The 21704-nt window shown below is 47.9% G+C and carries 21 protein-coding genes; 6 read left to right on the top strand and 15 right to left on the bottom strand.

Annotation, left to right across the window (positions count from 1 at the left end):
* Positions 1–123: 123 nt before the first annotated feature.
* From HZF10_RS04590 to HZF10_RS04565, 6 genes are all read right to left on the bottom strand, one after another.
* On the bottom strand, positions 124–510 hold the full coding sequence (locus HZF10_RS04590; protein ID WP_176005007.1) for a hypothetical protein: 387 nt from the start codon (positions 508–510) through the stop codon (positions 124–126).
* A complete protein-coding gene (locus HZF10_RS04585) occupies positions 500–736 on the bottom strand; it encodes an AtpZ/AtpI family protein (protein ID WP_176005006.1) in 237 nt (78 codons plus the stop codon). Before HZF10_RS04585 ends, HZF10_RS04590 begins: the two co-directional genes overlap by 11 nt.
* Complete coding sequence (locus HZF10_RS04580) at positions 699–1109, bottom strand: bactofilin family protein (RefSeq protein WP_176005005.1); 411 nt, start codon at positions 1107–1109, stop codon at positions 699–701. The genes HZF10_RS04585 and HZF10_RS04580 overlap by 38 nt, the downstream gene beginning before the upstream one ends.
* Positions 1109–4045 carry a type IX secretion system periplasmic lipoprotein PorW/SprE gene (porW, locus tag HZF10_RS04575; protein ID WP_246282473.1) on the bottom strand — a complete coding sequence of 979 codons (2937 nt, stop codon included), beginning with the start codon at positions 4043–4045 and terminating at the stop codon, positions 1109–1111. The genes HZF10_RS04580 and porW overlap by 1 nt, the downstream gene beginning before the upstream one ends.
* A 117-nt stretch (positions 4046–4162) precedes the next feature.
* Positions 4163–4858, bottom strand: coding sequence for an ABC transporter ATP-binding protein (locus HZF10_RS04570; RefSeq protein WP_176005003.1), 696 nt, complete (start codon positions 4856–4858; stop codon positions 4163–4165).
* Between the two features lie 61 nt (positions 4859–4919).
* The gene (locus HZF10_RS04565; protein WP_176005002.1) at positions 4920–6386 is read right to left on the bottom strand and encodes a DUF5687 family protein; all 1467 of its coding nucleotides are present in this window, start codon (positions 6384–6386) and stop codon (positions 4920–4922) included.
* A gap of 126 nt (positions 6387–6512) precedes the next feature.
* On the opposite strand from HZF10_RS04565, the gene HZF10_RS04560 reads away from it, so the two are divergent.
* On the top strand, positions 6513–7568 hold the full coding sequence (locus HZF10_RS04560) for a ferredoxin--NADP reductase (protein ID WP_176005001.1): 1056 nt from the start codon (positions 6513–6515) through the stop codon (positions 7566–7568).
* Here HZF10_RS04560 and HZF10_RS18130 read toward each other — a convergent pair.
* The 3 genes from HZF10_RS18130 to HZF10_RS04545 are packed head-to-tail and all read right to left on the bottom strand — an operon-like array spanning position 7565 to position 9991.
* Positions 7565–8344 carry a GNAT family N-acetyltransferase gene (locus HZF10_RS18130; protein WP_306454588.1) on the bottom strand — a complete coding sequence of 260 codons (780 nt, stop codon included), beginning with the start codon at positions 8342–8344 and terminating at the stop codon, positions 7565–7567. The two genes, HZF10_RS04560 and HZF10_RS18130, sit on opposite strands and share 4 nt — an antisense overlap.
* Positions 8341–9336 (bottom strand): glycosyltransferase family 9 protein, encoded by a 996-nt coding sequence (locus tag HZF10_RS04550; RefSeq protein WP_176005358.1) that lies wholly within the window; start codon positions 9334–9336, stop codon positions 8341–8343. Before HZF10_RS04550 ends, HZF10_RS18130 begins: the two co-directional genes overlap by 4 nt.
* 49 nt (positions 9337–9385) lie before the next feature.
* The gene (locus HZF10_RS04545) at positions 9386–9991 is read right to left on the bottom strand and encodes a DUF4254 domain-containing protein (RefSeq protein WP_176005000.1); all 606 of its coding nucleotides are present in this window, start codon (positions 9989–9991) and stop codon (positions 9386–9388) included.
* 103 nt (positions 9992–10094) lie between these two features.
* Here HZF10_RS04545 and upp point away from each other — a divergent pair, with 103 nt between their 5' ends.
* Complete coding sequence (upp, locus tag HZF10_RS04540) at positions 10095–10748, top strand: uracil phosphoribosyltransferase (protein ID WP_176004999.1); 654 nt, start codon at positions 10095–10097, stop codon at positions 10746–10748.
* On the opposite strand, the gene HZF10_RS04535 is transcribed toward upp, so the two are convergent.
* Positions 10743–11672 (bottom strand): hypothetical protein, encoded by a 930-nt coding sequence (locus HZF10_RS04535; RefSeq protein ID WP_176004998.1) that lies wholly within the window; start codon positions 11670–11672, stop codon positions 10743–10745. The two genes, upp and HZF10_RS04535, sit on opposite strands and share 6 nt — an antisense overlap.
* 49 nt (positions 11673–11721) lie before the next feature.
* On the opposite strand from HZF10_RS04535, the gene HZF10_RS04530 reads away from it, so the two are divergent.
* Positions 11722–11946, top strand: a complete 225-nt coding sequence (locus tag HZF10_RS04530) for a DUF6341 family protein (RefSeq protein WP_176005356.1) — start codon at positions 11722–11724, stop codon at positions 11944–11946.
* Here HZF10_RS04530 and purD read toward each other — a convergent pair.
* Positions 11938–13215, bottom strand: coding sequence for a phosphoribosylamine--glycine ligase (gene purD, locus HZF10_RS04525; RefSeq protein ID WP_176004997.1), 1278 nt, complete (start codon positions 13213–13215; stop codon positions 11938–11940). The genes HZF10_RS04530 and purD overlap by 9 nt on opposite strands.
* Positions 13216–13345: 130 nt before the next feature.
* Here purD and HZF10_RS04520 point away from each other — a divergent pair, with 130 nt between their 5' ends.
* The 3 genes from HZF10_RS04520 to HZF10_RS04510 are packed head-to-tail and all read left to right on the top strand — an operon-like array spanning position 13346 to position 16922.
* Positions 13346–14665 (top strand): phenylacetate--CoA ligase family protein, encoded by a 1320-nt coding sequence (locus HZF10_RS04520; RefSeq protein WP_176004996.1) that lies wholly within the window; start codon positions 13346–13348, stop codon positions 14663–14665.
* Positions 14665–15762, top strand: a complete 1098-nt coding sequence (gene wecB / locus HZF10_RS04515) for a non-hydrolyzing UDP-N-acetylglucosamine 2-epimerase (protein WP_176004995.1) — start codon at positions 14665–14667, stop codon at positions 15760–15762. Before HZF10_RS04520 ends, wecB begins: the two co-directional genes overlap by 1 nt.
* Positions 15747–16922, top strand: a complete 1176-nt coding sequence (locus HZF10_RS04510; RefSeq protein ID WP_176004994.1) for a glycosyltransferase family 4 protein — start codon at positions 15747–15749, stop codon at positions 16920–16922. The genes wecB and HZF10_RS04510 overlap by 16 nt, the downstream gene beginning before the upstream one ends.
* Here the strand turns inward: HZF10_RS04510 and HZF10_RS04505 are convergent.
* Genes HZF10_RS04505 through HZF10_RS04490 form a run of 4 tightly spaced genes read right to left on the bottom strand, consistent with a single transcriptional unit; the run spans position 16919 to position 21639 of the window.
* Positions 16919–18286, bottom strand: coding sequence for an undecaprenyl-phosphate glucose phosphotransferase (locus HZF10_RS04505; protein WP_176004993.1), 1368 nt, complete (start codon positions 18284–18286; stop codon positions 16919–16921). The two genes, HZF10_RS04510 and HZF10_RS04505, sit on opposite strands and share 4 nt — an antisense overlap.
* A 1-nt stretch (position 18287) precedes the next feature.
* Positions 18288–19271, bottom strand: coding sequence for a UDP-glucuronic acid decarboxylase family protein (locus HZF10_RS04500; RefSeq protein WP_176004992.1), 984 nt, complete (start codon positions 19269–19271; stop codon positions 18288–18290).
* A gap of 3 nt (positions 19272–19274) precedes the next feature.
* On the bottom strand, positions 19275–20570 hold the full coding sequence (locus HZF10_RS04495; protein WP_176004991.1) for an O-antigen ligase family protein: 1296 nt from the start codon (positions 20568–20570) through the stop codon (positions 19275–19277).
* A complete protein-coding gene (locus HZF10_RS04490; protein ID WP_176004990.1) occupies positions 20545–21639 on the bottom strand; it encodes a DUF1972 domain-containing protein in 1095 nt (364 codons plus the stop codon). Before HZF10_RS04490 ends, HZF10_RS04495 begins: the two co-directional genes overlap by 26 nt.
* Positions 21640–21704 lie beyond the last annotated feature (65 nt).

Below are 21704 nucleotides of genomic sequence, written 5' to 3'. Positions count from 1 at the left end.
AAGGTACATTTAAAATCGGAAAGTAAAAGGACGTAATTCGCTAAATTTTACTGAATTTGAAGATAATTACGAAATCGATTTCAAAAAGCCGACTTAAACGCGCAAAATCACATGCTTAAAGTGTCAATCGCGATTGAGCATTCTGCTCGCGGTTATGGTTTCAAAAGCCAAAAACAACGCAAAAATCACAAAGAAATTGATTTTTTCGATTTTTAGGTCGTGGGCAAGCACAGGTCGCAACAAAAAGTAAGCGAACACCATTTTGGCCGAAGTAATGATCAGGAACGTATACCCGACGTTGTCCTTATTGCGTTTTTCGACGATGATCAAAACCAAAAGGATGATGACCGACGCTATTAAAAAGTACGCATACAATTCCAACGGCGCATATACAAAAGCGTCCGTACCGACATTAAAAAGGTGTAATATGAGTGCATGAAGTGCGGCGGCCAAAATCGAGATTCCGACGATTTCGACGATAGGACGCCAACGTCCGAAACTATTCATCATCCGATTTATTGATTTCCTGTACCTGACGGTTTACGTTATAAATGGCAACCGCCACACCGGCGATGACGAGGGTTTTGACGTAGATGTTGTTCTCGTTAGGATATTTCTCGTCAAGCCATTTCCCCGCATACGCAAAAACGAACACGATCACACCCATCTGGATCGGGATGTTGATAAGCGCAAGCCACTTATTCCCCTTTTTCTTGCGGTTCGGATCGCTGCTCATAAACGGGTAGGTTTTTGGGTTGCGGACGCATTTCGCAAGACGCGCTGAAACCTGCTCCGGGTTCTACCGAAAGCTTGGCGCAGATCACATGTCCGTGTATGTTGGCTTTGGCTTTGACGTTAAGCATCTCGGCCACCTGGATTTTCCCTTCGAACTTGCCTTCGATGTCGGCGTTCTTACAAACGATGTCGCCTTGTACCGCACCCGCCGGACCGATCACGATCTTTCCGCTGCATTGCAAATTGCCGATGAGTTTCCCATCTAGGCGCAAATCGGCTTGGGAAATGATGTCGCCTTTGATCGCCGTCCCTTCGACGATCCTGTTGGTTTTCCCCAAAAGGTCGGTATAGGATTTCGGGCTTTTGTCGAACATTACTTTCTAGGCTGTTGTTGTGTAGGTTGTTGGGTCGTTGCTTTCGGATTCGTCGAATTCATTCCCGGAGGCATGTTGTTTTGCTTCGGATCGTCCGAATCCTGTGGCGGCCTTCCGATCGTCGGCGGCTGGTTGCCTTGTTGCTGGGTTTGCGCCGGACGTTGTTTCGGGATGCGCGCACCGCGAGGCGTCTGGTTCTTTTTCGGCTCGTCTACCGGTTTCAATGCCGGAGCGGCGCGTTTTTCGGCAGGCTTGTGCGGATCGGCCAAGTATTCCTCAAGGTTTTTCTTGATCTGCACGATTCCGTAGTTGTCGCTTGAAATCACGATCGGCGCATCTGGCACTTTGTATTCCTTGAATTCCTTGAGTACAGATGCGATTCCTTCGGCTCCTTGTTCGGTCTTGATGCCGTGAAGCACGACGAAATTCATGTCCATCGTATAAATGTCGAGCGATTGCGTAAGCTGGTCGGCCGTTCTTTCGGAAATGAACTTCTTGAGTTTTTCCTGAAGCGACTTGATGTTCTTGGCTTGCGGATCTGGAGCGCGATACAGGATTTTCCAGCTCTTCGGTTCTTTTTCGTTGAACTGAAGGTTTTCCATCATGACCACGTCGCGTCCGAGCAAGGTTTCGGCTTCTTTACCTTCGGCCTGGTTCGGATACGTAAGCGCCACATAATTGAGTGCTTTCTTATATTCTTCAAGGCCTTTGAGTTTCCCGATGTTGCGCGCCTTGAGCATCTCGAATTTCGGAAGCATTTCCTCGCCCGTATATTGGTCGATGGCTTCCTCGATCTTGGTCATCACTTCTTTATACTCGCCATCTTGGTACAGTTTGTACAATTTGTTGAACGAAGCGGTCGGCGTGAGCGCGGCGTCTCCGGTCATTTCGGCATTGCTCAAAATCTGGGCGTAACGCGAATCCGGATACTGGCTGATGATGTCTTGTTTGATCACGGCAGCCTTATCCTTATCGATGATCTCGTAAATCTTGTACAGGTTGTATTGTGCCGGAAGGATCAAACGTTCTTCGGGGCTGTTCATCAACAGTTTCTCGAGCTTGTCGGCAGCGCGCTGGTATTCCTTGAACTTCTCCTTATAAATGACGCCAAGCTGATAATACGCGAAGTTGCGTTCTTTGGCCAAACTGTCGATTACGGTTTTCGAGGTCGGAAGCTGGCTGATGTAAAAATCTGTGGTATACTTCGCCTCGGCTTGTTGCTCCGCAATTCTTTGGGCTTGTTTTTCTTCTTCGGTCATTTCGGACTCGTCTTTCTCTTCGGGCTTGTCGGCATTCGACGGTTTCGAGAAACGCCAATTTTCCTGATAGGTGCGGTTGCCCCAATTCTTCCGGAATTCCGATTTCCCGAAAGCCACCGTCGTGGAATTATAGAAGTAGAAATCACCCGGTTTTGAGTTTTTCGGAGCCTGAGTCGTCGTTTGCCCTGCATTGGCCGCATTGTCCTTTTGGGCAGCAATCGCGGACGACTTCCTCGAAGCGCCTTTCACATCGCTATCGTTCGAAGCTACGTCGTTCCCGCTGGCCTGGGCAAGTGCTTCGGCTTTTTCTTTTTCCTTTTCGGCGGCGATGCGTTTGGCCTCGTCCTGTTTTTTGAGTTTGTCGATATACGCTTGATAGTAGGCGATTTGGCCTTCCTTAGACATCGAATACACGTTGATGATGCTGTCGTTGGTTTGGGCGATGCCTTCGTACTTGATCACATCGTCCAAATTCATGCGCTTCTTCTCGATCAGACGGTATTCGCGGGTTCTCGGTTTGAGGTGCACGAGCGTACTGTCGTAATACATTCCCGCCGTAACGTATTTGGCCTCGTTGAAATAAATTTCGGCCATGTTGCGGTAGTTCGATGCGTTCAAATAGGCGTCTTTTGGTTCGGCGTCGAGCGATTTGTTATAATATTTAAGGGCTTGCTCGGGTTTTTTGCGCTTGTCGTAAAACAACGCCATCTGATGGTTGAGCACATCGAGATACGGACGGTTCTCACGATCCTTAAGCAATTTGTTGTATTTCTCGATGAAAGAAAGTGTATCGCCTTTCTCGTAATCGAATTGAGCCGCCTGTCGACCGTGCGCCTGAAGCGTATACATGCGTGGCGAACTGCGCTTCATGTCGATCACCTGTTGGTAATACGTCCAAGCGCTGTCTTTTTGTCCGGCTTCGTCGAACAATTGCCCGATGATGAAACGGTAGCGCGCCTCTTCCTCGTCATGTCTCGTATTCTTTAGCGCGATCTTCAAACGCGAAACGGCGCTGTCTTTCTGTTTGGTGTTGATGAACGCCTGTGCCAATGTCGCATTCGCATCGGAATAGACTTGTCGGTCGAGCTTCACTTTTTCGTCGGCAAGTAATTTGGAAAGGTTCGTGATGGCGAGCTGATCGTTCTCCAAACGCATATTCGTCTTTTCACGCCATACTTTGGCTTCGTAAATACGGCTGCTTTTCGGGTATTTGTACAATACATAGTTGAACGCTTCCAACGCCGGAATGTAACGCTTGTCGTAATAACGCGCTTTCCCGAGCAAAATATGGGCTTCGTCTATCTGATAGTTGACTTCGGTACCGCCGATATTCATCGAATGTTTTTGGATGGCTTTCGTGGCTTTTTCCTCGGCACGTTGGAAATTCGGGTTTTTTTGCTGGTCTTTCGGGCCTGTAGGTTGGCCGCCCATGGTAGGTTGCTCGACCTCGGGCTGCATGCGTTCTACGGGAAGGATTTCCCAAAAATTGTCGCCATAAGTCGTGCGCAGGTCGGTCATTCCGGCCTCGAGCGCCATATCGCCGTTGTAAAGGATGTTGTATTTCGTGCTCAACGCGTGCGAATTGCGCGCAAGAAAAGTATCGCGTTTGGTCGAACAAGCCACGAGCAAGGCGATAAAGCCGAAAATCGATACGATTCGGAATATATTGGTTTTCAAGACGGTCACCGTTTTATGCATTAACTGCCGAATGGCGTTTTTAGTATATAAACGGGTAAAAATAGGGTTTTAATCGATACGGCAATTTAGGCGTTTGCGTTTTTTGACACCCAAAAATCAAACCGCGAAGAATTCCTCGAGTTCCTTAAGGGTTTCGGGCGAAGTTTGGATGTCCTTGACGATCTGGCCTTTCTGCAACGCGACGATTCGGTTACAAACCTCGACCGTATGCGCCAAATCATGGCTCGAAACAAGGATCGTCACATTCGGGTCGTCGGCGAGTTCCTTGATGATTTTCTTGAGACGGTTCACGGTCGTCGGGTCGAGGTTCGCGAACGGTTCGTCGAGGATAATGACTTCGGGTTTGCCGATAAGCGTGGCGATGATGCCCACTTTTTTCATGTTTCCCTTAGACAGATCGCGCAGGTATTTCTTGCTGTTGAGAATTTCTCCGTTAAAGAATTCCTCGTGTTTGGACAACAGCGCATCGACGTCTGCCTTGTTTTGCTTGCGAAGGTCGCCGATGAAATAGAAGTATTCTTCGGCCGTCAGATATCCGATAAGAAAACTCTCGTCGAGAAATGCCGCCGTGTGAGGTTTCCACGCTTCACTCGTATTGACTTGTACGCTTTTGTTTAAGATGTGCCCGCTCGTCGGTTCGATAAGGTCGAGCAAAAGGCTGAAGAACGTCGTCTTTCCGGCGCCGTTGTTGCCTACTAACCCGAAGCTTTCCCCGCTTGGGATATACAGGTCGGATATGTTCAAAACGGTCGTGCCGTTGTATTGTTTTGAAAGTTGGGATACGTTTATCATGATTGTCGTTGACAGATGGTTTTTAATTGTTGATTCGTTGATTGAATACGGATTGTAAGGCTTACGTTCCTTTATAAGCCGCGATCGTCTTGTATTTCTCGGTGCGGTAAATGCGCTCGATGACCGTGAACATCTTGTTGCGGAACGCGAATCCGGCAAGGCCTGCGCCAGCCACCAAAATAAACCCGAGTTCGGCGCTGTACGTGTAGAATCCTAACGCGTAAAGCAACATAGGCACGAGAAGTTTCGGCACGGTAATAAGAAGTGTCCTGACGTTGAAAGCCTGTTTGTTGCCGAACGCCTGTTTGCCCGAAGTCAAATCGATAGGTGTCTTGACGAAAGCGCCTCCGAGCAATACCAAATGCGAATTGACGCCTATGTTGTAAATCGCGCCTACGACGATCAGCATGTAAATTTTCCATCCGAAAACCAGGTAAAAAGACGCGAGAATCGTCGAAATCACGGTCGCGATCACCATAAGCCACCATTTCGAGGCGAGATAATCTTTGTATTTGATGTTCTGGCTCATCATCAGCGGATAATACGAACTGTCCCAACTCGGTACGAACTGACCGAACGTGAACAGGAATCCGCCCGAGACGAAAATGCCCGCAAAAACCTGCCACATGGGCGCGCGGTATTGTTCGATGGCGTTGGTGTAGAACAGCAATCCGTAGAAAATGAAAATGACGCTCATCACGACGGTAGTACGCGAACGTTTGTTGCGCTTGAGCAATCGGATGTCGTTCTTGAGGAACACGCCCATTTCGCCGAACTGGTCGAGCCAGCCAAAGTTTTCGGTTTTGGCGATGTCATTTTTCTTGGCGAGTCCGGTGTCAAGATACAACCTGTTGCGGTAATATTTGAAAACGAACCAATACAGCAACGCCAAAAATACGAGCGCGAAAATCACGCCGATCGGTGTCTCGTAAAACGCCGAGAACACCATTTGCGTATAAACCGTCACATCGTACCAATCGTAATACCAACACAAGGCCGCAGCCAATACGATACCCACGACAGGATAGAAAACCGCATCCTTATTATTGATCAAAAGGTTGATGAAATTATCGGCGAGCAAAATAGCGGCAATCGAAAAATGCCACATCAGTACATTTATAGGCGAGTGACCATTGATAAGCAGCGCTACCGTAAACGGTATGAGCCAGAACAAATGGATCGCGTTGAAAAACGAAATGACGCTTTTTCCGATCGCGAAATGTACGACCGTATTGCGTTTCACATTCAAAATCAACAACGGCTTGATGTTCATCACGGGCATTTTCTGCATGAAGTAGCGGATCGTCAAATCGAATACCATATAAAAAATCAGGTATTTGTTGACGACCTCGAGCGGATTCAGGCCTTGTTCCTTGAGTATCGGATACATCGCAAAACCCAGCATGCAGAACATGAAAGCATAAAAAGTCGCTACGATACCCAGAATGATTTTGATGGCGAGATTCGCGCCAAGTGCCGAAGACCTGAAGAACGCTTTGGTCTCGAGCATAAAGAAATGTTTGAACATGGATACCTTTTTAGGATAGGAGCATAAAAATACTCAAATGTTACGTGATTTTCGAATTGATTTACAATCGTTCGCGCCAAACCCGAAACAAGACCTGTTTTTTGTAATTTTGCAAAAATTTTAAGCATGTCAACCACGTTCTACAAGCTCAATATAAAAGATGTGACACGAGAAACGCCCGAAGCCATTTCTGTAGCTTTCCGCGTTCCCGACCAACTTCGCGACTATTACAAATTCATCGCCGGACAATATCTTACGCTGAAACTCACTTTGGACGGAGAAGAAATCCGACGCGCCTACTCGATCTGTTCCGCTCCCGGAAGCGACGAATTGCGCATCGCGATAAAATCGGTGAAGTCGGGCTTGTTCTCGGCTTTTGCCAATGCGCAATTGAGAGAAGGCGACACGATGGAAGTCGGTTTGCCCGAGGGAACGTTCACTTTCGAACCCGACGCGTCGCGCAGAAAGAACTATGCAGCTTTTGCGGCCGGAAGCGGGATCACGCCCGTCATGGCAATCATCCAAAGCGTATTGCAAGGCGAACCCAACAGCACTTTCGTATTGGTTTACGGCAACAAAACGCCCGACCAGACAATCTTCCACAACAAAATCCACGAGCTCGAACAACAATATACCGGTAGATTCTTCGTACATTTCGTATACAGCCAGGCCAAGGTCGAGCACCAGATTTTCGGAAGGATCGAGCGTTCTACCGTCAATTACATCATCAACAATAAATATAAGGAAGTCGATTTCGACAAGTTTTGGCTTTGCGGACCCGAAGAGATGATCATGACCGTGAGTTCGGTTCTTAAGGAGCATAATATCAAGGAGAAAGACATCCGCTTCGAGCTTTTCGTTCCGCCTAAATCAGAAAAACAACTTGCGACGCCAGTGGAAGGACATACCAAAATCACCGTGATGGTCGACGACGAGGAAACGACTTTCGAGATGTCGAAGAAACAGACATTGCTCGAGGCCGCACTCAAGCAAGGCATAGACGCTCCGTATTCGTGCCAGGGCGGAATTTGCTCAAGCTGTATGGCGCGCGTCACGAAAGGTTCGGCCGAAATGGTCAAGAACGCGATCCTGACCGACGGCGAAATAGCACAAGGTCTCGTGTTGACGTGCCAGGCGCACCCAACTTCCGAAGAGATTTACGTAGATTACGACGACGTCTAAAAAACCTTGACCATTTTGATGTTGGCGCGTTCGTAAAGCCCCGATTCCAGTTCGGTTTCCACAAATCCGAACTTGCGGTACAAATGGATCGCCGGCGTCAATTTCGTATTCGAATACAAAACGAGCTTGGGAATCCCGAGCTCTTTTGCTTTATTGAAGCATTGTTTGATCAGCATATTGCCGATACCGAAACCGTGGAAATTCTCTGAAACCGCCATTTTCCCTAACTCGAAATCACCGTCGGCTTTTTTGAGAAGCGACACCGTTGCGACGATCTGTTCACGAAAACGCACGAACCACACGAATCCGCCTTTATCGAGGATGTGTTCTTTAGGATTGGCGAGTGACTTCGCATCTCCGGGTTCGACTTTGAAGTACTTTTCGAGCCATTCGTAATTCAACGATTTGATATACGGCTTGAGCTCTTCGGAATAGTCGAGAAGTTCGATGCGGTCGCCTTGGGCTTTGGGTTCGGAAATGACTAAAAACGTAAGGTCATCGTTCGATTTATTTTTGATCCTGTGCCAGGTTTTGACTGGAATGTGAAGACTTTCATTTGCATTAACCGTAACGGTTTCATCCTCGATTTCAAAATTCGCCACGCCCGACAAAATATAGAAAACCTGTTGGCTTTTGGAATGGTAATGCAAAACTTCAGCCGTTTGCGGCGGCATCTTCTCACTGATCACGCTAAGCGATTCCGACTTGAGCAAATGCCAGCCGTCGCAATCGTCGCCCCATTTATAGTGTTCAGAATTGGCGACCGATTTTTTCATGCGATGACGGAATTTATTTTTTCGACGACCGTTTCTGGAGAAATCGTACGCATCGCGTCCTGGTAACCTTCGACGATCTTGTTTCCGTAAACCGAAGTCGGCAACAGCGGGAATTTTTCCCTGTCGGACACAATCAAATTCGAGTCGGGCTGGTTGAAAGGTGCAAAACCCGCAAACGGATGCGTCGCGCCCCAAAGCGTGACGGCGGGAATCCCGAACATCGCGGCCATGTGGGCGTTTCCGGAATCCATACTGAGCATCACGTCGAGGTTCGCGATAAGGTTGAGTTCTTGCGAAAGTTTGAGTTTTCCGGCAATCACGATCACGTTTTGACTGTCGGATTTTAGCGATTCCAGCGTTTTGATTTCATCGGTTCCGGCTCCGAAAAGGAAGATTTTGTTATCGGTGTTTTCGGATAGTTTCGAGACGACTTCGGCCATCAGATCGAGCGGATATTGTTTGCCCTGATGTGCGGCGAACGGTGCGATCCCGATCCATTTTGACGCTTTTTCGCCTGTTATCGCTTTCACTTCCGAAGCCAATTCGGGTGTTTTCGGAAATTCCGGATTGGACAAATCCATCGGAAAACCAAGTTCGCGGAACACGTCGGCATAACGCTCGAAAGTAGACTTGAGCGGTTTGAAAATCTTGTTTTCGGCTCGTGTGAGCGCTTTCTTTTCGGCCCGTCCTTTATCGATTTTGGCCACGGGTTTTCCGCTTCCGACAAAAAACGAACGCACGATCTTGGAACGCAACACATTGTGAAGGTCGGCCAAAGCGTCGACTTTGCGTTTTTTAAGATCCGAATACAATCGGGCGAGTCCCAAAATGCCTTTGTGTCGGCCTTTGAGATCGACGGCGAAGAATTCCACGTTCGGGATTCCGTCGAAAAAAGGTGCAAGGAACGCACGCGAAACCATCGTGATCTTCACTTCAGGATGCTGTTTCACCAAAGCGCGTAAAACAGGAACCGTCATCGCGACGTCGCCCATGGCGCTAAGTCGGATGACGGCTATATGTGCAAGCGGCTTGGGCAAGCGATTATTTCTTGTTTTGGTACAACACCGGATTGAGTTCCTCGTCGTTGTACATTTTCATCTGTTTGTAGACTTTCATGAACTTGTCGCCGTTCTCGATGTCGGTCAGAAGATCGTCGATCGCCGTAGACAAATCCGAACGTTGCTCGAGCAAGATGTTGAGTTTGGCCTGACACGCGTCGCGGTGTGCCTGGGTCGCTTCTACACGTGTGGCTTCCTCGTTCATGTGATAGATTTTCAATGCCAAAATCGACAGGCGGTCAAATGCCCAGGCCGGAGATTCGGAGTTGATTTTCGCGTTGTCCTTCACTTTCACGTTCGAAAACTTCTTGAGGAAATAGCTGTCGATATATTCTACCATGTCGGTGCGTTCCTGGTTCGAGGCGTCGATTCTTCTCTTCAGGGTCAAAGCGGCAACCGGATCGATTTGCGGATCGCGGATGATGTCTTCAAAATGCCATTGCACCGTGTCGATCCAATTCTTGAAATACAGCAAGTGCTCGAATTGGTCCTTGGTATACGGATTGGCGATCGGTTGGTCGACATTGTCGAATTTATGATAGTCGTTGATGCTTTGCTCAAAAACCGAATAAGCTAATTTTGCGAACATAAAAGAGAATTAAAGTACAAAGATATACCTTTACTGTATCAAACCTCAAAGGTTTTGAAAACCTTTGAGGTTTTACACAAAGCACCTTATTAAACACCATCGCATGCACGTTCGCTACCTTTCCGAAAACCACAGCATACTCAGTCATTTTTTAGCGCAAATCAGAAACGTCGACGTACAGAAAGACAGCATGCGTTTCCGTCGCAACATCGAAAGGATTGGCGAAATCATGGCGTACGAAATCAGCAAGGAACTCGAATACAAAACCATCGAAATCAAAACGCCTCTGGCCACGAAAAAGACGGCCGAGATCGAGACGCCTATCGTGCTTTGTTCGGTACTTCGTGCCGGATTGCCGCTTCACATCGGATTCCTGAATTACTTCGACGATGCGCAGAACGGATTCATTTCGGCCTATCGCCACCATTACAAGAACGATGACGATTTCGAGATAAAAGTCGAATACCGCGCGATGCCGTCGATTGAAGGCAAAACGTTGGTGATCGTCGACCCGATGCTTGCGACAGGCCAATCTTTGGCGGCCGTTCTTGAAATTTTGCTCCAATCGGAAACACCGGCCCAAGTGCATATCGCAGCCGTAATCGCGGCTCCAGAAGGCATTGCATTGTTAGAAGAAAAACTTCCTGAAAACTTTTATTTGTGGATTGCGGCCCAGGACGAGAGACTCAACGAAAAAAACTACATCGTTCCGGGTTTGGGCGATGCCGGAGATTTGGCGTACGGCCCGAAATTATAACTGCATAAAAAAGCTCACGATGGCCAAAACGGCCGTCAAACCTACCATCAGTTCGCGTTTGAGTTCGCTGCTTGTCGTCTCGACGATCGTCGACGCCATGATGGCCAAAGGCGCGAACGTATACATCAGGACTTCGTTGCTTTTGTGGGGCGAAATGATGAAAACGGCCAATCCGATAAAGAAAGCCGAAATCACTTTTTTGTAAGACGACTGCAGGATCAAAGGACGAGAGGAAAGCGTCATCAGAGTCACGACGAGGTAATACACGACGACGGGCGCGAAAATCGACAAGGCCAGGTTTTGCTTGGTATCGGTAAAATAATCGATGCTCACGTCTATCGGAATGTTCGACATCACGAATGCAATGCGCGTCTCATCGAAAATAAAAGCGAAAAGGAAAAAAAGTACGATCGCCGCGATAAACGCGATGAACGGCAAAATCCAATTTCGGAAGTCGCGAGACACGTGGAAAAGTATCGAAATGAACACCAAAGCGATGAACAAAATGCTCCAAAAGTGGAAAATCGCGGCGAGGAAAATCCAAAGCGACGCATCGAAAATCTTTTCTTTGGGCGCCTTCAAAGACTGAAGCGAAATGAGTCGCCTGAGCGCCAAAAGCACCAGAAAGTTTGACACCATCAAGTTAAAATTGTCGAACGCGTACGGAAAAAACAGCACGAACAAAAAGTAAAACAGGATCGCATACGAGTTGTCGCGGCTCATCCCGTTTTTCTTCACGATGAAATTCAAGATGAACAACGAGCTGAAAACCAGACTGAAAAGAAACACTTTTTCGACAATCCCGATCGCGTCGTTGCCTTTTGCCGAACCCGAAAATTGGAACAGCAGGTAAAATACCGCCACGATCACGATAAGCACCGTGTAATTAAATGGCGTAGATTTTCTGAAAAGGCTTGCTATCATGCGTGGATTTTATACTTTTGTAAAGCAAATTTAATACTTGTTCACAATGATGAGAGCATTTTTCGAAGCTATCCAGTGGTTATTCGTTGATTTCCTTTTCAAGCCGCTTGACTGGATAAGAGCGTTGGAACTTCAAACTTGGTTCGGAGCCAACCTTATCAACTGGGTTTTCATGATCATTTGCGCCGGATTCACGTATTACTGGATCAAGCAGATCGGACTTACCAAAGAAGCAGACGTTCAGGATACCACGGCCCACTCGTTCCTAGGCTAGGTCGAAACCGATATCCTTGCGATAATACATCGTATCAAAGTGTAGTTTTTCTATATTTTGATACGATTTTTTTATGGCCTCTTTGTAATCGTTCCCGTACGAAGTAACCGCGATCACACGACCTCCGTTCGACAACACATTGCCCGCTTCGTCGAGTTTCGTGCCCGCGTGGAATACGATCGAGCCGTCTACCTCATCCAAACCTGAAATCAATTTGCCTTTTTCGTAATCTTCGGGATATCCACCCGAAACTACCATTACGGTCGTAGCCGCGCGATGGTCGATTTCCAAAGCCACTTCGTCGAGACGTTCGTTCCAGACGGCGAAAAACAATTCCACCAAGTCTGACTTTAAGCGCGGAATCACCACTTCGGTTTCCGGATCGCCCATGCGCACGTTGTATTCGATGACCATAGGATCGTCTCCAACCTTGATCAATCCGATAAAAACGAAGCCTTTGTATTCGATGCCGTCTTTGTGCAATCCGTCGACCGTCGGTTTTACGATGCGCGTCTCGATTTTTTGCATGAAATCGTGGTCGGCGAACGGAACCGGGGAAACCGCACCCATTCCGCCTGTATTCAATCCGGTGTCGCCTTCTCCGATTCGCTTGTAATCTTTTGCCGTCGGAAGGATTTTGTAGCTTTTTCCGTCGGTCAATACGAAGCACGAAAGTTCGATGCCGTCCAAAAATTCTTCGATCACGACTTTTGCCGATGCCGATCCGAATTTCTGTCCGACGAGCATGTTGCGCAACTCGGTTTTGGCTTCTTCGAGATCCTCGATAATGAGCACGCCTTTTCCCGCGGCCAAACCATCGGCCTTCAAAACATATGGCGGATTCAGGGTTTCAAGGAATTTGCAGCCTTTTTCGACGGTTTCGGCCGTGAAGCTGTCATACGCCGCCGTCGGGATTTTATGCTTGATCAGGAACTCTTTCGCGAATTCCTTGCTGCCTTCGAGCGTCGCGCCCAATTTTGAAGGGCCGATCACGGGAATCCCGGCCAAATCTTCATCGGCTTTAAAGAAGTCGTAAATTCCGGCCACGAGCGGATCTTCTGGGCCGACGACGACCATCTCGACGTTCTTGTCCAAAACCAATTGCTTGACCGCCGCGAAATCGACCGGAGAAATGTTCACGTTCGTCGCGATTTGCGCCGTTCCCGCATTTCCGGGTGCGACCAAAAGGTTGGAACACAATGGGCTTTTTAGCAGTTTCCAGGCAAGAGCGTGTTCGCGTCCGCCCGATCCGAGGAGAAGAATCGTCATAATCAGTTGTGTGTTTTAGAAGCCGCAAAAATACTTGGTTTTGGCGGGAAAGACAATATTTGCGCGTCTTGATTTCAATTATTTGCGGATGGCGCCGATTCCGCTTATTTTTACCAAAATTTGACCGCCCGTGCCCGGAATTTTCGATTTATCGTTACAACTCAACGGATTCCCATTGAAATGGGCCAGGCTCGAGCTTCAAAAAATCCTGGCCGTTCCCGATTCCGATTACGAGGCTTTCGTCGAAAAACGCAAAAAGGACATCGTCGATTTCCACCTCAAGCACAATGCGTTTTATCGTGAACTCGCATCAGGATCGGCTTTCGAAAATTGGAACGATTTGCCCGTGATGCGCAAACAGGATTTCCAACGTCCGCTTTCGCAACGGCTTTCGGAATGTTACCGCGAATCGATGGTGTTCGTCAACAAAACCTCGGGATCGAGCGGAAACCCGATGACGTTCGCCAAAGACAAGGCGTGCCATGCTTTGATCTGGGCCAACATCCAAAGGCGTTTCGGTTGGTACGGCATCGACTTCAACAAATCGTGGCAGGCGCGTTTTTACGGACGTTCGCTCGATGTGATGGCGTCGAAAAAACTCCAATTCAAGGATTATTTGAGCAAGCGCCACCGTTTCGATATTTTCGATCTGTCGGATGACGCTCTCGAGAAAATCGTCGCAAAATTCCGAAAGACACGCTTCGAATACATAAACGGTTACACGAGCAATATCGTATTGCTGGCGAAATACCTCAGGAAAAACGACCTCATCCTCAAGCAAATCTGCCCGACGCTCAACGTGTGCATCACGACTTCGGAAATGCTGTTCGAAGACGACAGGAAATTGCTCGAAACCCAACTTGGTGTTCCCGTGGCCAACGAATACGGCGCATCCGAACTCGAAGTTATCGCTTTTGAAAATCCCCAAGGCGAATGGCTGGTCAATTCCGAAACGATTTTCGTGGAAATCCTCGACGACCACGACAACCCGCTTCCGTACGGGAAAGAAGGCCGAATTGTCGTGACGAGCCTCGACAACCGCGCGCATCCGTTTATTCGGTACGATGTGGGCGATTTTGGGATTTTGGACGAAAAAAGCACGGCCAAGAAACCCATCCTCAAAAAACTCGTCGGGCGTACCAGCGATTTCGCGATTTTGCCAAGCGGAAAAAAACCGGCCGGCATGACGTTCTATTCGCTTACCAAAAAATTGTTCGAAGACGACGGAAATGTCAAAGAATTCGTGGTGCGTCAAACCCAATCGGATACTTTTGAAATCGATTATGCAAGCGATAACCCACTAACTCCACAAGAAGAAAACCGCATGGCCAACATCATGACCGATTATCTCGAACCCGGATTGCGCTTCGTCTTCATCAGGAAACCGATGCTCGAACGCACCGCTTCTGGCAAACTCAAACAGTTCACCTCGCAAATACAACAAGACTGATGCAAATCACGATAGTCGCCGGAGCACGGCCCAATTTCATCAAGATCGCCCCGATCATCAAGGCGATCGAAAACCGTCAAAAGTCGGGAGCCGATCTTTCGTATCGATTGGTGCATACGGGCCAGCATTACGACAAGAACCTCAGCGATACGTTTTTCGAGGAGTTAAACATCCCGCATCCGCACGCGAACCTCGAAGTCAAAAGCGGGTCGCAAGCCGTTCAGACCGCGGCCATCATGGTGGCTTTTGAACAGGAATTGCTGCAAAATCCGACCGATCTGGTTTTGGTCGTAGGCGACGTGAATTCGACGATGGCCTGTGCGATCGTCACCAAGAAACTCAACATCAAAGTCACGCATGTCGAGGCCGGAATCCGATCGGGAGACTGGACGATGCCCGAGGAAATCAACCGCATCGTGACCGATTCGATTACCGATCATTTCTTTACGACTTCGGCTTCCGCTTCTGAAAATCTGCTCAAATATGGTGCGAGTCCAAACAAAGTCCATTTCGTCGGAAACGTGATGATCGATACGCTGACGCAAAATTTACCGCGCATAAAACAACCTGATTTCTGGAACGAGTTCGGATTGGAAAACGGTAACTATATCGTTTTGACTTTGCACCGTCCGTCGAATGTGGACGAAGAAAAATCGCTGCAAAACCTGCTGCTTGGAATCGATAAACTGGCCGGAGACAAAAAAGTCGTTTTTCCGGTGCATCCTCGCACGAAAGCGATTCTCGGCGACGCCAAACTCGACTTCAAGAATATCGTTTACGCCGAACCGCAAGGGTATCTCGCGTTCATGTACCTGATCAAAAACAGTTTTGCCGTGATAACCGATTCGGGCGGGATTTCCGAGGAAACGACCGTTCTAGGAATCCCGTGCTTTACGATGCGGGAAAACACCGAACGTCCTGAAACACAAACGATAGGAACGAATACGTTGGTCGGGATTTCTGTCGAAAACCTCAAAAAACACTTTACGGATTTTCTTCAAAACGGATTGCGAGAACACGGCATTCCCGAGCTTTGGGATGGAAAAGCGTCCGAGAGAATCGTTGATATTTTACTTTCGGAATGGAAGAAATCCTGATCGTTTCCAATTATTATCCGCCCGAGAAAGGCGCGGCGGCGAACCGCATCGAACAGATGGCGCTCAAGCTGTCGCAGCATTATGAAGTATCGGTGATATGTCCGCTCGGGAATTATCCCGAAGGACGGCTTTTCGAGCAATACCGCGGTAAATTCTCGGTCACGGAAAACCAGAAAAACGTAATCGTAAAACGGCTTTGGATTTATCCGAGCAACAGTAAAAATATCGCCAAACGACTGCTTTCGATACAATCTTTCTCGTCGGTTTTGTTCTTGCGGCTGCTTTTCGGGCAACTTCCGAAAAAAGTCATCGTGCAATCGCCGCCTTTGCTTTTGTCGTTCATTGCGGTTCTGGCCCTGAAAATCCGCGGACGCAAGATCATTTTGAACGTTTCCGATCTGTGGCCGATGGCGGCACTCGAATTGAAAGTGATGCGTCACGGCTCGTTTTCGCACAAATTCGCGTTGTTTCTCGAGCGTTTCATTTACAGGAATGCGGATGTGGTTTTGGGCCAATCCGAAGAAATATTGACACATGTTCGCGAGATCGTTGCGAACAAACACGCACATCTGTATCGCAATTTTCCCGATCATACAGAGGCATTCCAATTCCGCGAAAGCGACGGCAAAATCAAACTTTTTTACGCCGGATTGCTTGGCGTAGCCCAAGGCGTGCTCGAGTCTTGCCAGAAAATGGATCTGGCCGGTACGAACATCGAATTCCACATTTTCGGGGACGGAGCCGAGAAATCGGATATCGAGAAATACATCGCGAACCATCCGGAAAAGAACATCGTTTTTCACGGGATGGTCGACCGAAAAGTGTTGCACAAAAAGCTCGAGGAATTCGACATCGCTTATGTTCCGCTTGCTACGAGAATTTACGGTTCGGTGCCTTCGAAGATTTTCGAATACGGCGCTTTGGGCATGCCGATACTGTATTTTGGCGGTGGCGAAGGCGAAGATATCGTGCGCGAAAACGATTTGGGCTGGGTCGCTTCGGTAGAGAATTTCGAAGAGCTTAACGCCGTTCTGAAAGTGATTTCGGATAACGGAAAATCGGGTTTAAGCCCAATGAAACTGCGTGTTCTCGAAACGGCAAAGCGTCGTTTCAATTTGGATTCCCAATTGCAGAAATTGATTTCGGAAGGCGTTTTCTAGTACGCTTTTTCTTCTCCTTTGAAGATGTTGATCACCGTTTGCAGGATGATCTTGATGTCGAGCAGGAACGACCAATTCTCGATGTAGAACACGTCGAATTTGATGCGGTTGATCATGTCTTCGTCGGTCTCGATTTCGCCACGGAAACCGCGAACTTGCGCCAATCCTGTGATTCCGGGCTTTACATAGTGACGCACCATGTATTTCTTGATGCGTGTCCCGTAAGACTTATTCTGCGACCACAAGTGCGGACGCGGTCCGACGACAGACATATCGCCCGCCAAAACATTGAGGAACTGCGGAAGTTCGTCAATGCTTGTCTTGCGCATGATACGCCCGATTTTGGTAACACGCGGATCGTTTTTCGAGGCTTCTTTCTCGGTCGTCAAATTGATTTTCATCGAACGGAACTTGTAGCAGAAAAATTCCTGCTCATCAAGCCCTGGGCGGCCTTGCTTGAAGAAAACCGGTCCTTTGGATTCGAGCTTGATGATGACCGCTAAAATCGGGACCAGCCACGACAACACGCCCACGATGATAATCAGTGAAAAAACGATGTCGAAAACGCGCTTGAAACCTTTTACAATCGGTTCGTGCAACAATGTTCGCTGAAGCGAAAGCACCGGAAAGAATCCGTAGTAATCAATCTTGAGGTTCTTGGCGAAAATCTCTTTGGTATCGGGGATGAATTTGATGCTTTTCTTGTGGTCGTCGGCGAATTCGACAAGATCCTTGAGCTGTTCGTTCGAAATCTCGTTGAGCGAACAATAGATTTCGTCGACTCGGTTGGCCACGACGAATTCCTTGATCGTGTCGAGTTTTCCTTTTACGTTCTCGTTCGATTTCTTGTCGGAAAAGAAACCCAGGAAGCGATAACCGAAATCGGTGCGTTCCTCGAAAAGTTGCTTGAGGCGGATGGCTTCGGGCGTATATCCGATAATTACGGCGTTCCTGAAGTTGCTTCCGGTGATGATGCGGTATTTCTTGAGATAGTAGAACAACAGCCATTTGCAGATCGTGATCAGCAACATCGACAGGCTCACGTAAAGCGCGATGGCTTTTCCGCTGAAAATCGTCTCTTTCGAAAACGGGAAAAACGCGATCACCAAAAGCAGGAACAAGATGCCTTGACGCACGAGTTTCGACAAGATCTCGACGGGCATCGTAAAACGGTAAACCCCGTAAAACTTGATCAAAAACGCGATCGAGATCCAAACCAGGTTTTGGTACGGAATGTAATAGTGGAAATCGAGATTAAGGTCGCGGAAAAAATAAAACGGCAACGCATTGATGACCAACAAATCGATCATAATACTGATCGGCCTGATGTATTTGGAATATCTGCCCGTTTGAACTCCCGTCATATCAATGAATGTAACCCGTAAAATCTTTGTGTTCTTCCTTGAGAAGCTCTTCTGAAGAAAGCGATTTGAAATATTCGTATGTAAGCTTCATGCCTTCGGAACGCGACACTTTCGGCTCCCAACCCAAAATGTCTTTTGCCTTGCTGATATCGGGTTGACGCTGCAAAGGATCGTTGACCGGAAGCGGCCTGTAAACCACTTTTTGATCGGTTCCCGTAAGTTTTATGATCTCTTCGGCGAAATCCTTGATCGTGATTTCGTCGGGATTGCCAATGTTTATGGGCAACACGTAATCGGAATGTAGCAAACGGTAAATACCTTCCACCTGATCGTCTACATAACAGAACGAACGCGTCTGCATGCCGTCGCCGAAAATCGTGAGGTCTTCGCCGCGCAAAGCCTGTCCGATAAAAGCTGGAATCACACGCCCGTCGTTCAAACGCATTCTTGGTCCGTAGGTGTTGAAAATACGAACAATGCGTGTTTCTACGCCGTGAAACGTATGGTAAGCCATCGTGATCGATTCCTGAAAACGCTTGGCTTCGTCGTACACGCCTCTCGGCCCGATCGTATTCACGTTGCCGTAATATTCTTCGGTTTGCGGATGCACGAGCGGATCGCCGTATACTTCGGATGTCGAAGCGATCAAAATCCTGGCTTTCTTGACGCGCGCCAAACCGAGCAGGTTGTGTGTGCCGAGTGATCCGACTTTGAGCGTCTGGATCGGAATTTTGAGATAATCGATAGGACTCGCCGGGGAAGCGAAGTGAAGAATATAGTCCAATCGCCCCGGAACGTGCACGAATTTGGTAATATCGTGATGGTAGAATTCGAAATTCTTGTGGCTGAAAAGATGCTCGATATTTTTAAGATCGCCTGTTATCAGGTTATCCATGCCGATGACGTAATATCCCGCGGCAATAAACCGGTCACATAAATGCGAGCCCAAAAAGCCCGCGGCGCCGGTTATCAATATTCTTTTCATAGACTACTCTTTTTTCACAGCCACGGCAACAGTACCTGCATTGAGCAGGCAATACATGGCGGTGAAAAACATCACGCCGCGTTGCCGCAATAAAAATGACTCCGTCAAAAATAAACTTATCATAAGAACTGCAAAAGAAATATGGGTAAAATCTTTGTTCCGGATGCCTTTTTTGAAGGTTATGAAAAGCATGGCAACCAATAGCAGAAACCCAAAAATCCCGAGTTCCGAGAAGTTCTGGACGTATTGGTTATGGAAGTTTTTGCCCTGATAGCCTTTCCTGATGCCGTCTCCGTCGAACAAATTATATTGCCTGGCCTTATCTCCTATGCGCCTGAACGACGCGTTGAGTCCGTATCCTTGCAGATATTTGCCATCTTCGTGCAGTAATTCGATAAAAATGCGGAATTGATAGACGCGGAAAGCCGTGCCTGGAAAATAATCGTTCTGGTTGAAATGCGTTTGATTCCAAGCTTGGCTCACGCTTACGTTGTAAACCGCGCCAAGGGTATCGTCCTTTCGCGTTCCTTCGGTGGCGACACTTTTGATTTCTTGAAGAAACCTGTCGCTGATGTTAGAGAAAAACAATACCGGCAATACTCCGAAAAGGAACAGAAATCCGAAACCGATGAACTTGACCTTTAACGTGATTCCCGAAAAGAAAACGAAATACACCAACGTCAGCAATCCAAAAACGACAATCACATTCTTTGATGAAAGCAATACAACGAGCAACGCCAAAACACTCATCGCTAACCAATCGGACCTCTTTTTACCCGTTTTCGGCAACAACGCGAAAAAGGCCGTCGCCACATAAATGGATACGTGGATGGCGTTGATTTCTTCGGTGACCAATTCGTGGTAAAAGAAAACGCCCGTGTCGCCGGTCCGGAAATATTGCCAGGTGGCACGCAGTAAATAAAACACGCAAACCAGCGCCATCCCATAGGCATACTTGGTCAGGGCCGATTGTTTCTGTTGTTTGTCAAGTCCCGGAAAAAACATACAGCACACGGGAATGGCAAGCAAATAGATTTCTCGCGGAAGCGCTTTTAACGAACGCGGCAAATCGATACTCCAAATCAGCGAAGCAGCCATGAGCAAAAACAGCGCGACGGGTAAAAGCAAGGTTGTCGAAGCACGGAAAAAGCGATGTTGCCTAAAATAGAATAGGCTCGCCAACGCGAACAGGATCAACGCGATGTTGCCCATTCCAAGCGAAAACGGCACCGAAAGCAGCAAAAAAGAAAAAAAGAAGGTCAGCGGATGCCCATCATTTGGCCGCCATAACTTTTTCAAAAAGTCCGAGATATTCACCATTTATTTTTTCCCAGTTGTAGTCGTTTACGATGGCTTCATAGTTTTGGGCAACCTTTTGCAAGTTATCGCTTTTTTTGACAGTCGGAAGCAATTCGGCAACTTGCTTGGCCGATGTGAAATAAAATGCGTTTTCCTTGAGGATGCCACGGTTGAAATCGTTGCTGTGAGCGGCGATCAGCGCTTGGGACGCCATGGCTTCGAGCAACGACGGATTGGTTCCGCCTACGGTATGTCCGTGAAAATAAAGGTTGCTGAAATACCTGAGGCTGTTCAGGTCGGTCAAGTTGTAAATACCGCCCGTGAACCGGATGTTGGCGTAATTCGCGAATTTCGATTTGAGGTATTCCCCGTATTTGGTCATGTGGTTGCCCACGACGAGAATCGTTTTCTTGTCGGTCGATTGCGCTACGCCTTCCAAAACCATGTCGAGATTGTTCTCGGGTTCGAACCGCGCCATGATCATATTGTACTGGCCAGGTTCTACGTCGTATTTGGCCGGAATAGCCGCATCGGGTGAATTGAACGGATGTGCACCATAAGCGATGAACGTCGAATCTTTTCCGTATTTTCTTTTGAGGTACGATTGGATTCCGAGAGAATCAGACACCAGATGGTCGCTGCTCACCGCTGCCAAACGCTCGGCGAATTTGAGGAATTGTCGTACCGGACGCGAATACTTGGTGCGCTTCCATTCCAAACCGTCCATATTGGTAATGATGACCGGCTTTTTGGGCAACAGGAAAAACCACACCGAATTGCTTGTGTAGCCAAGTTGCAGGATGATGTCGAACTCTCTCGTGCGCGCGTCCATGATGCAATTGTAGTCGTAAATGAACTGGCCGAAAGTGCCCATCTTGTGCTCGGGATCGTTGCAATGTAAAATGTGGACGCCTTTGAACGTCTTTTCCTGATGCGGATGGTTATGAGAATTGTACACGTACACTTCATGGCCTTTCTCTACGAGGTACACGGCGAAAAATTCGGCAAACTGCTCAAAACCACCGTAGTGGTTCGGGATTCCGCGTGTTCCGAGAATGGCTATTTTCATAATTCCTTTTTTGCAAGCGGTGCAAAAATAACATCTTTTGCCAATCAAAAAAGCGGTGATTTAGT

It is taken from the genome of Flavobacterium agri (assembly GCF_013401995.1).
Classification (GTDB): domain Bacteria; phylum Bacteroidota; class Bacteroidia; order Flavobacteriales; family Flavobacteriaceae; genus Flavobacterium; species Flavobacterium agri.
The sequence above is the reverse complement of the archived record's forward strand: the minus strand, read 5'-3'. Positions and strand labels throughout refer to the sequence as shown.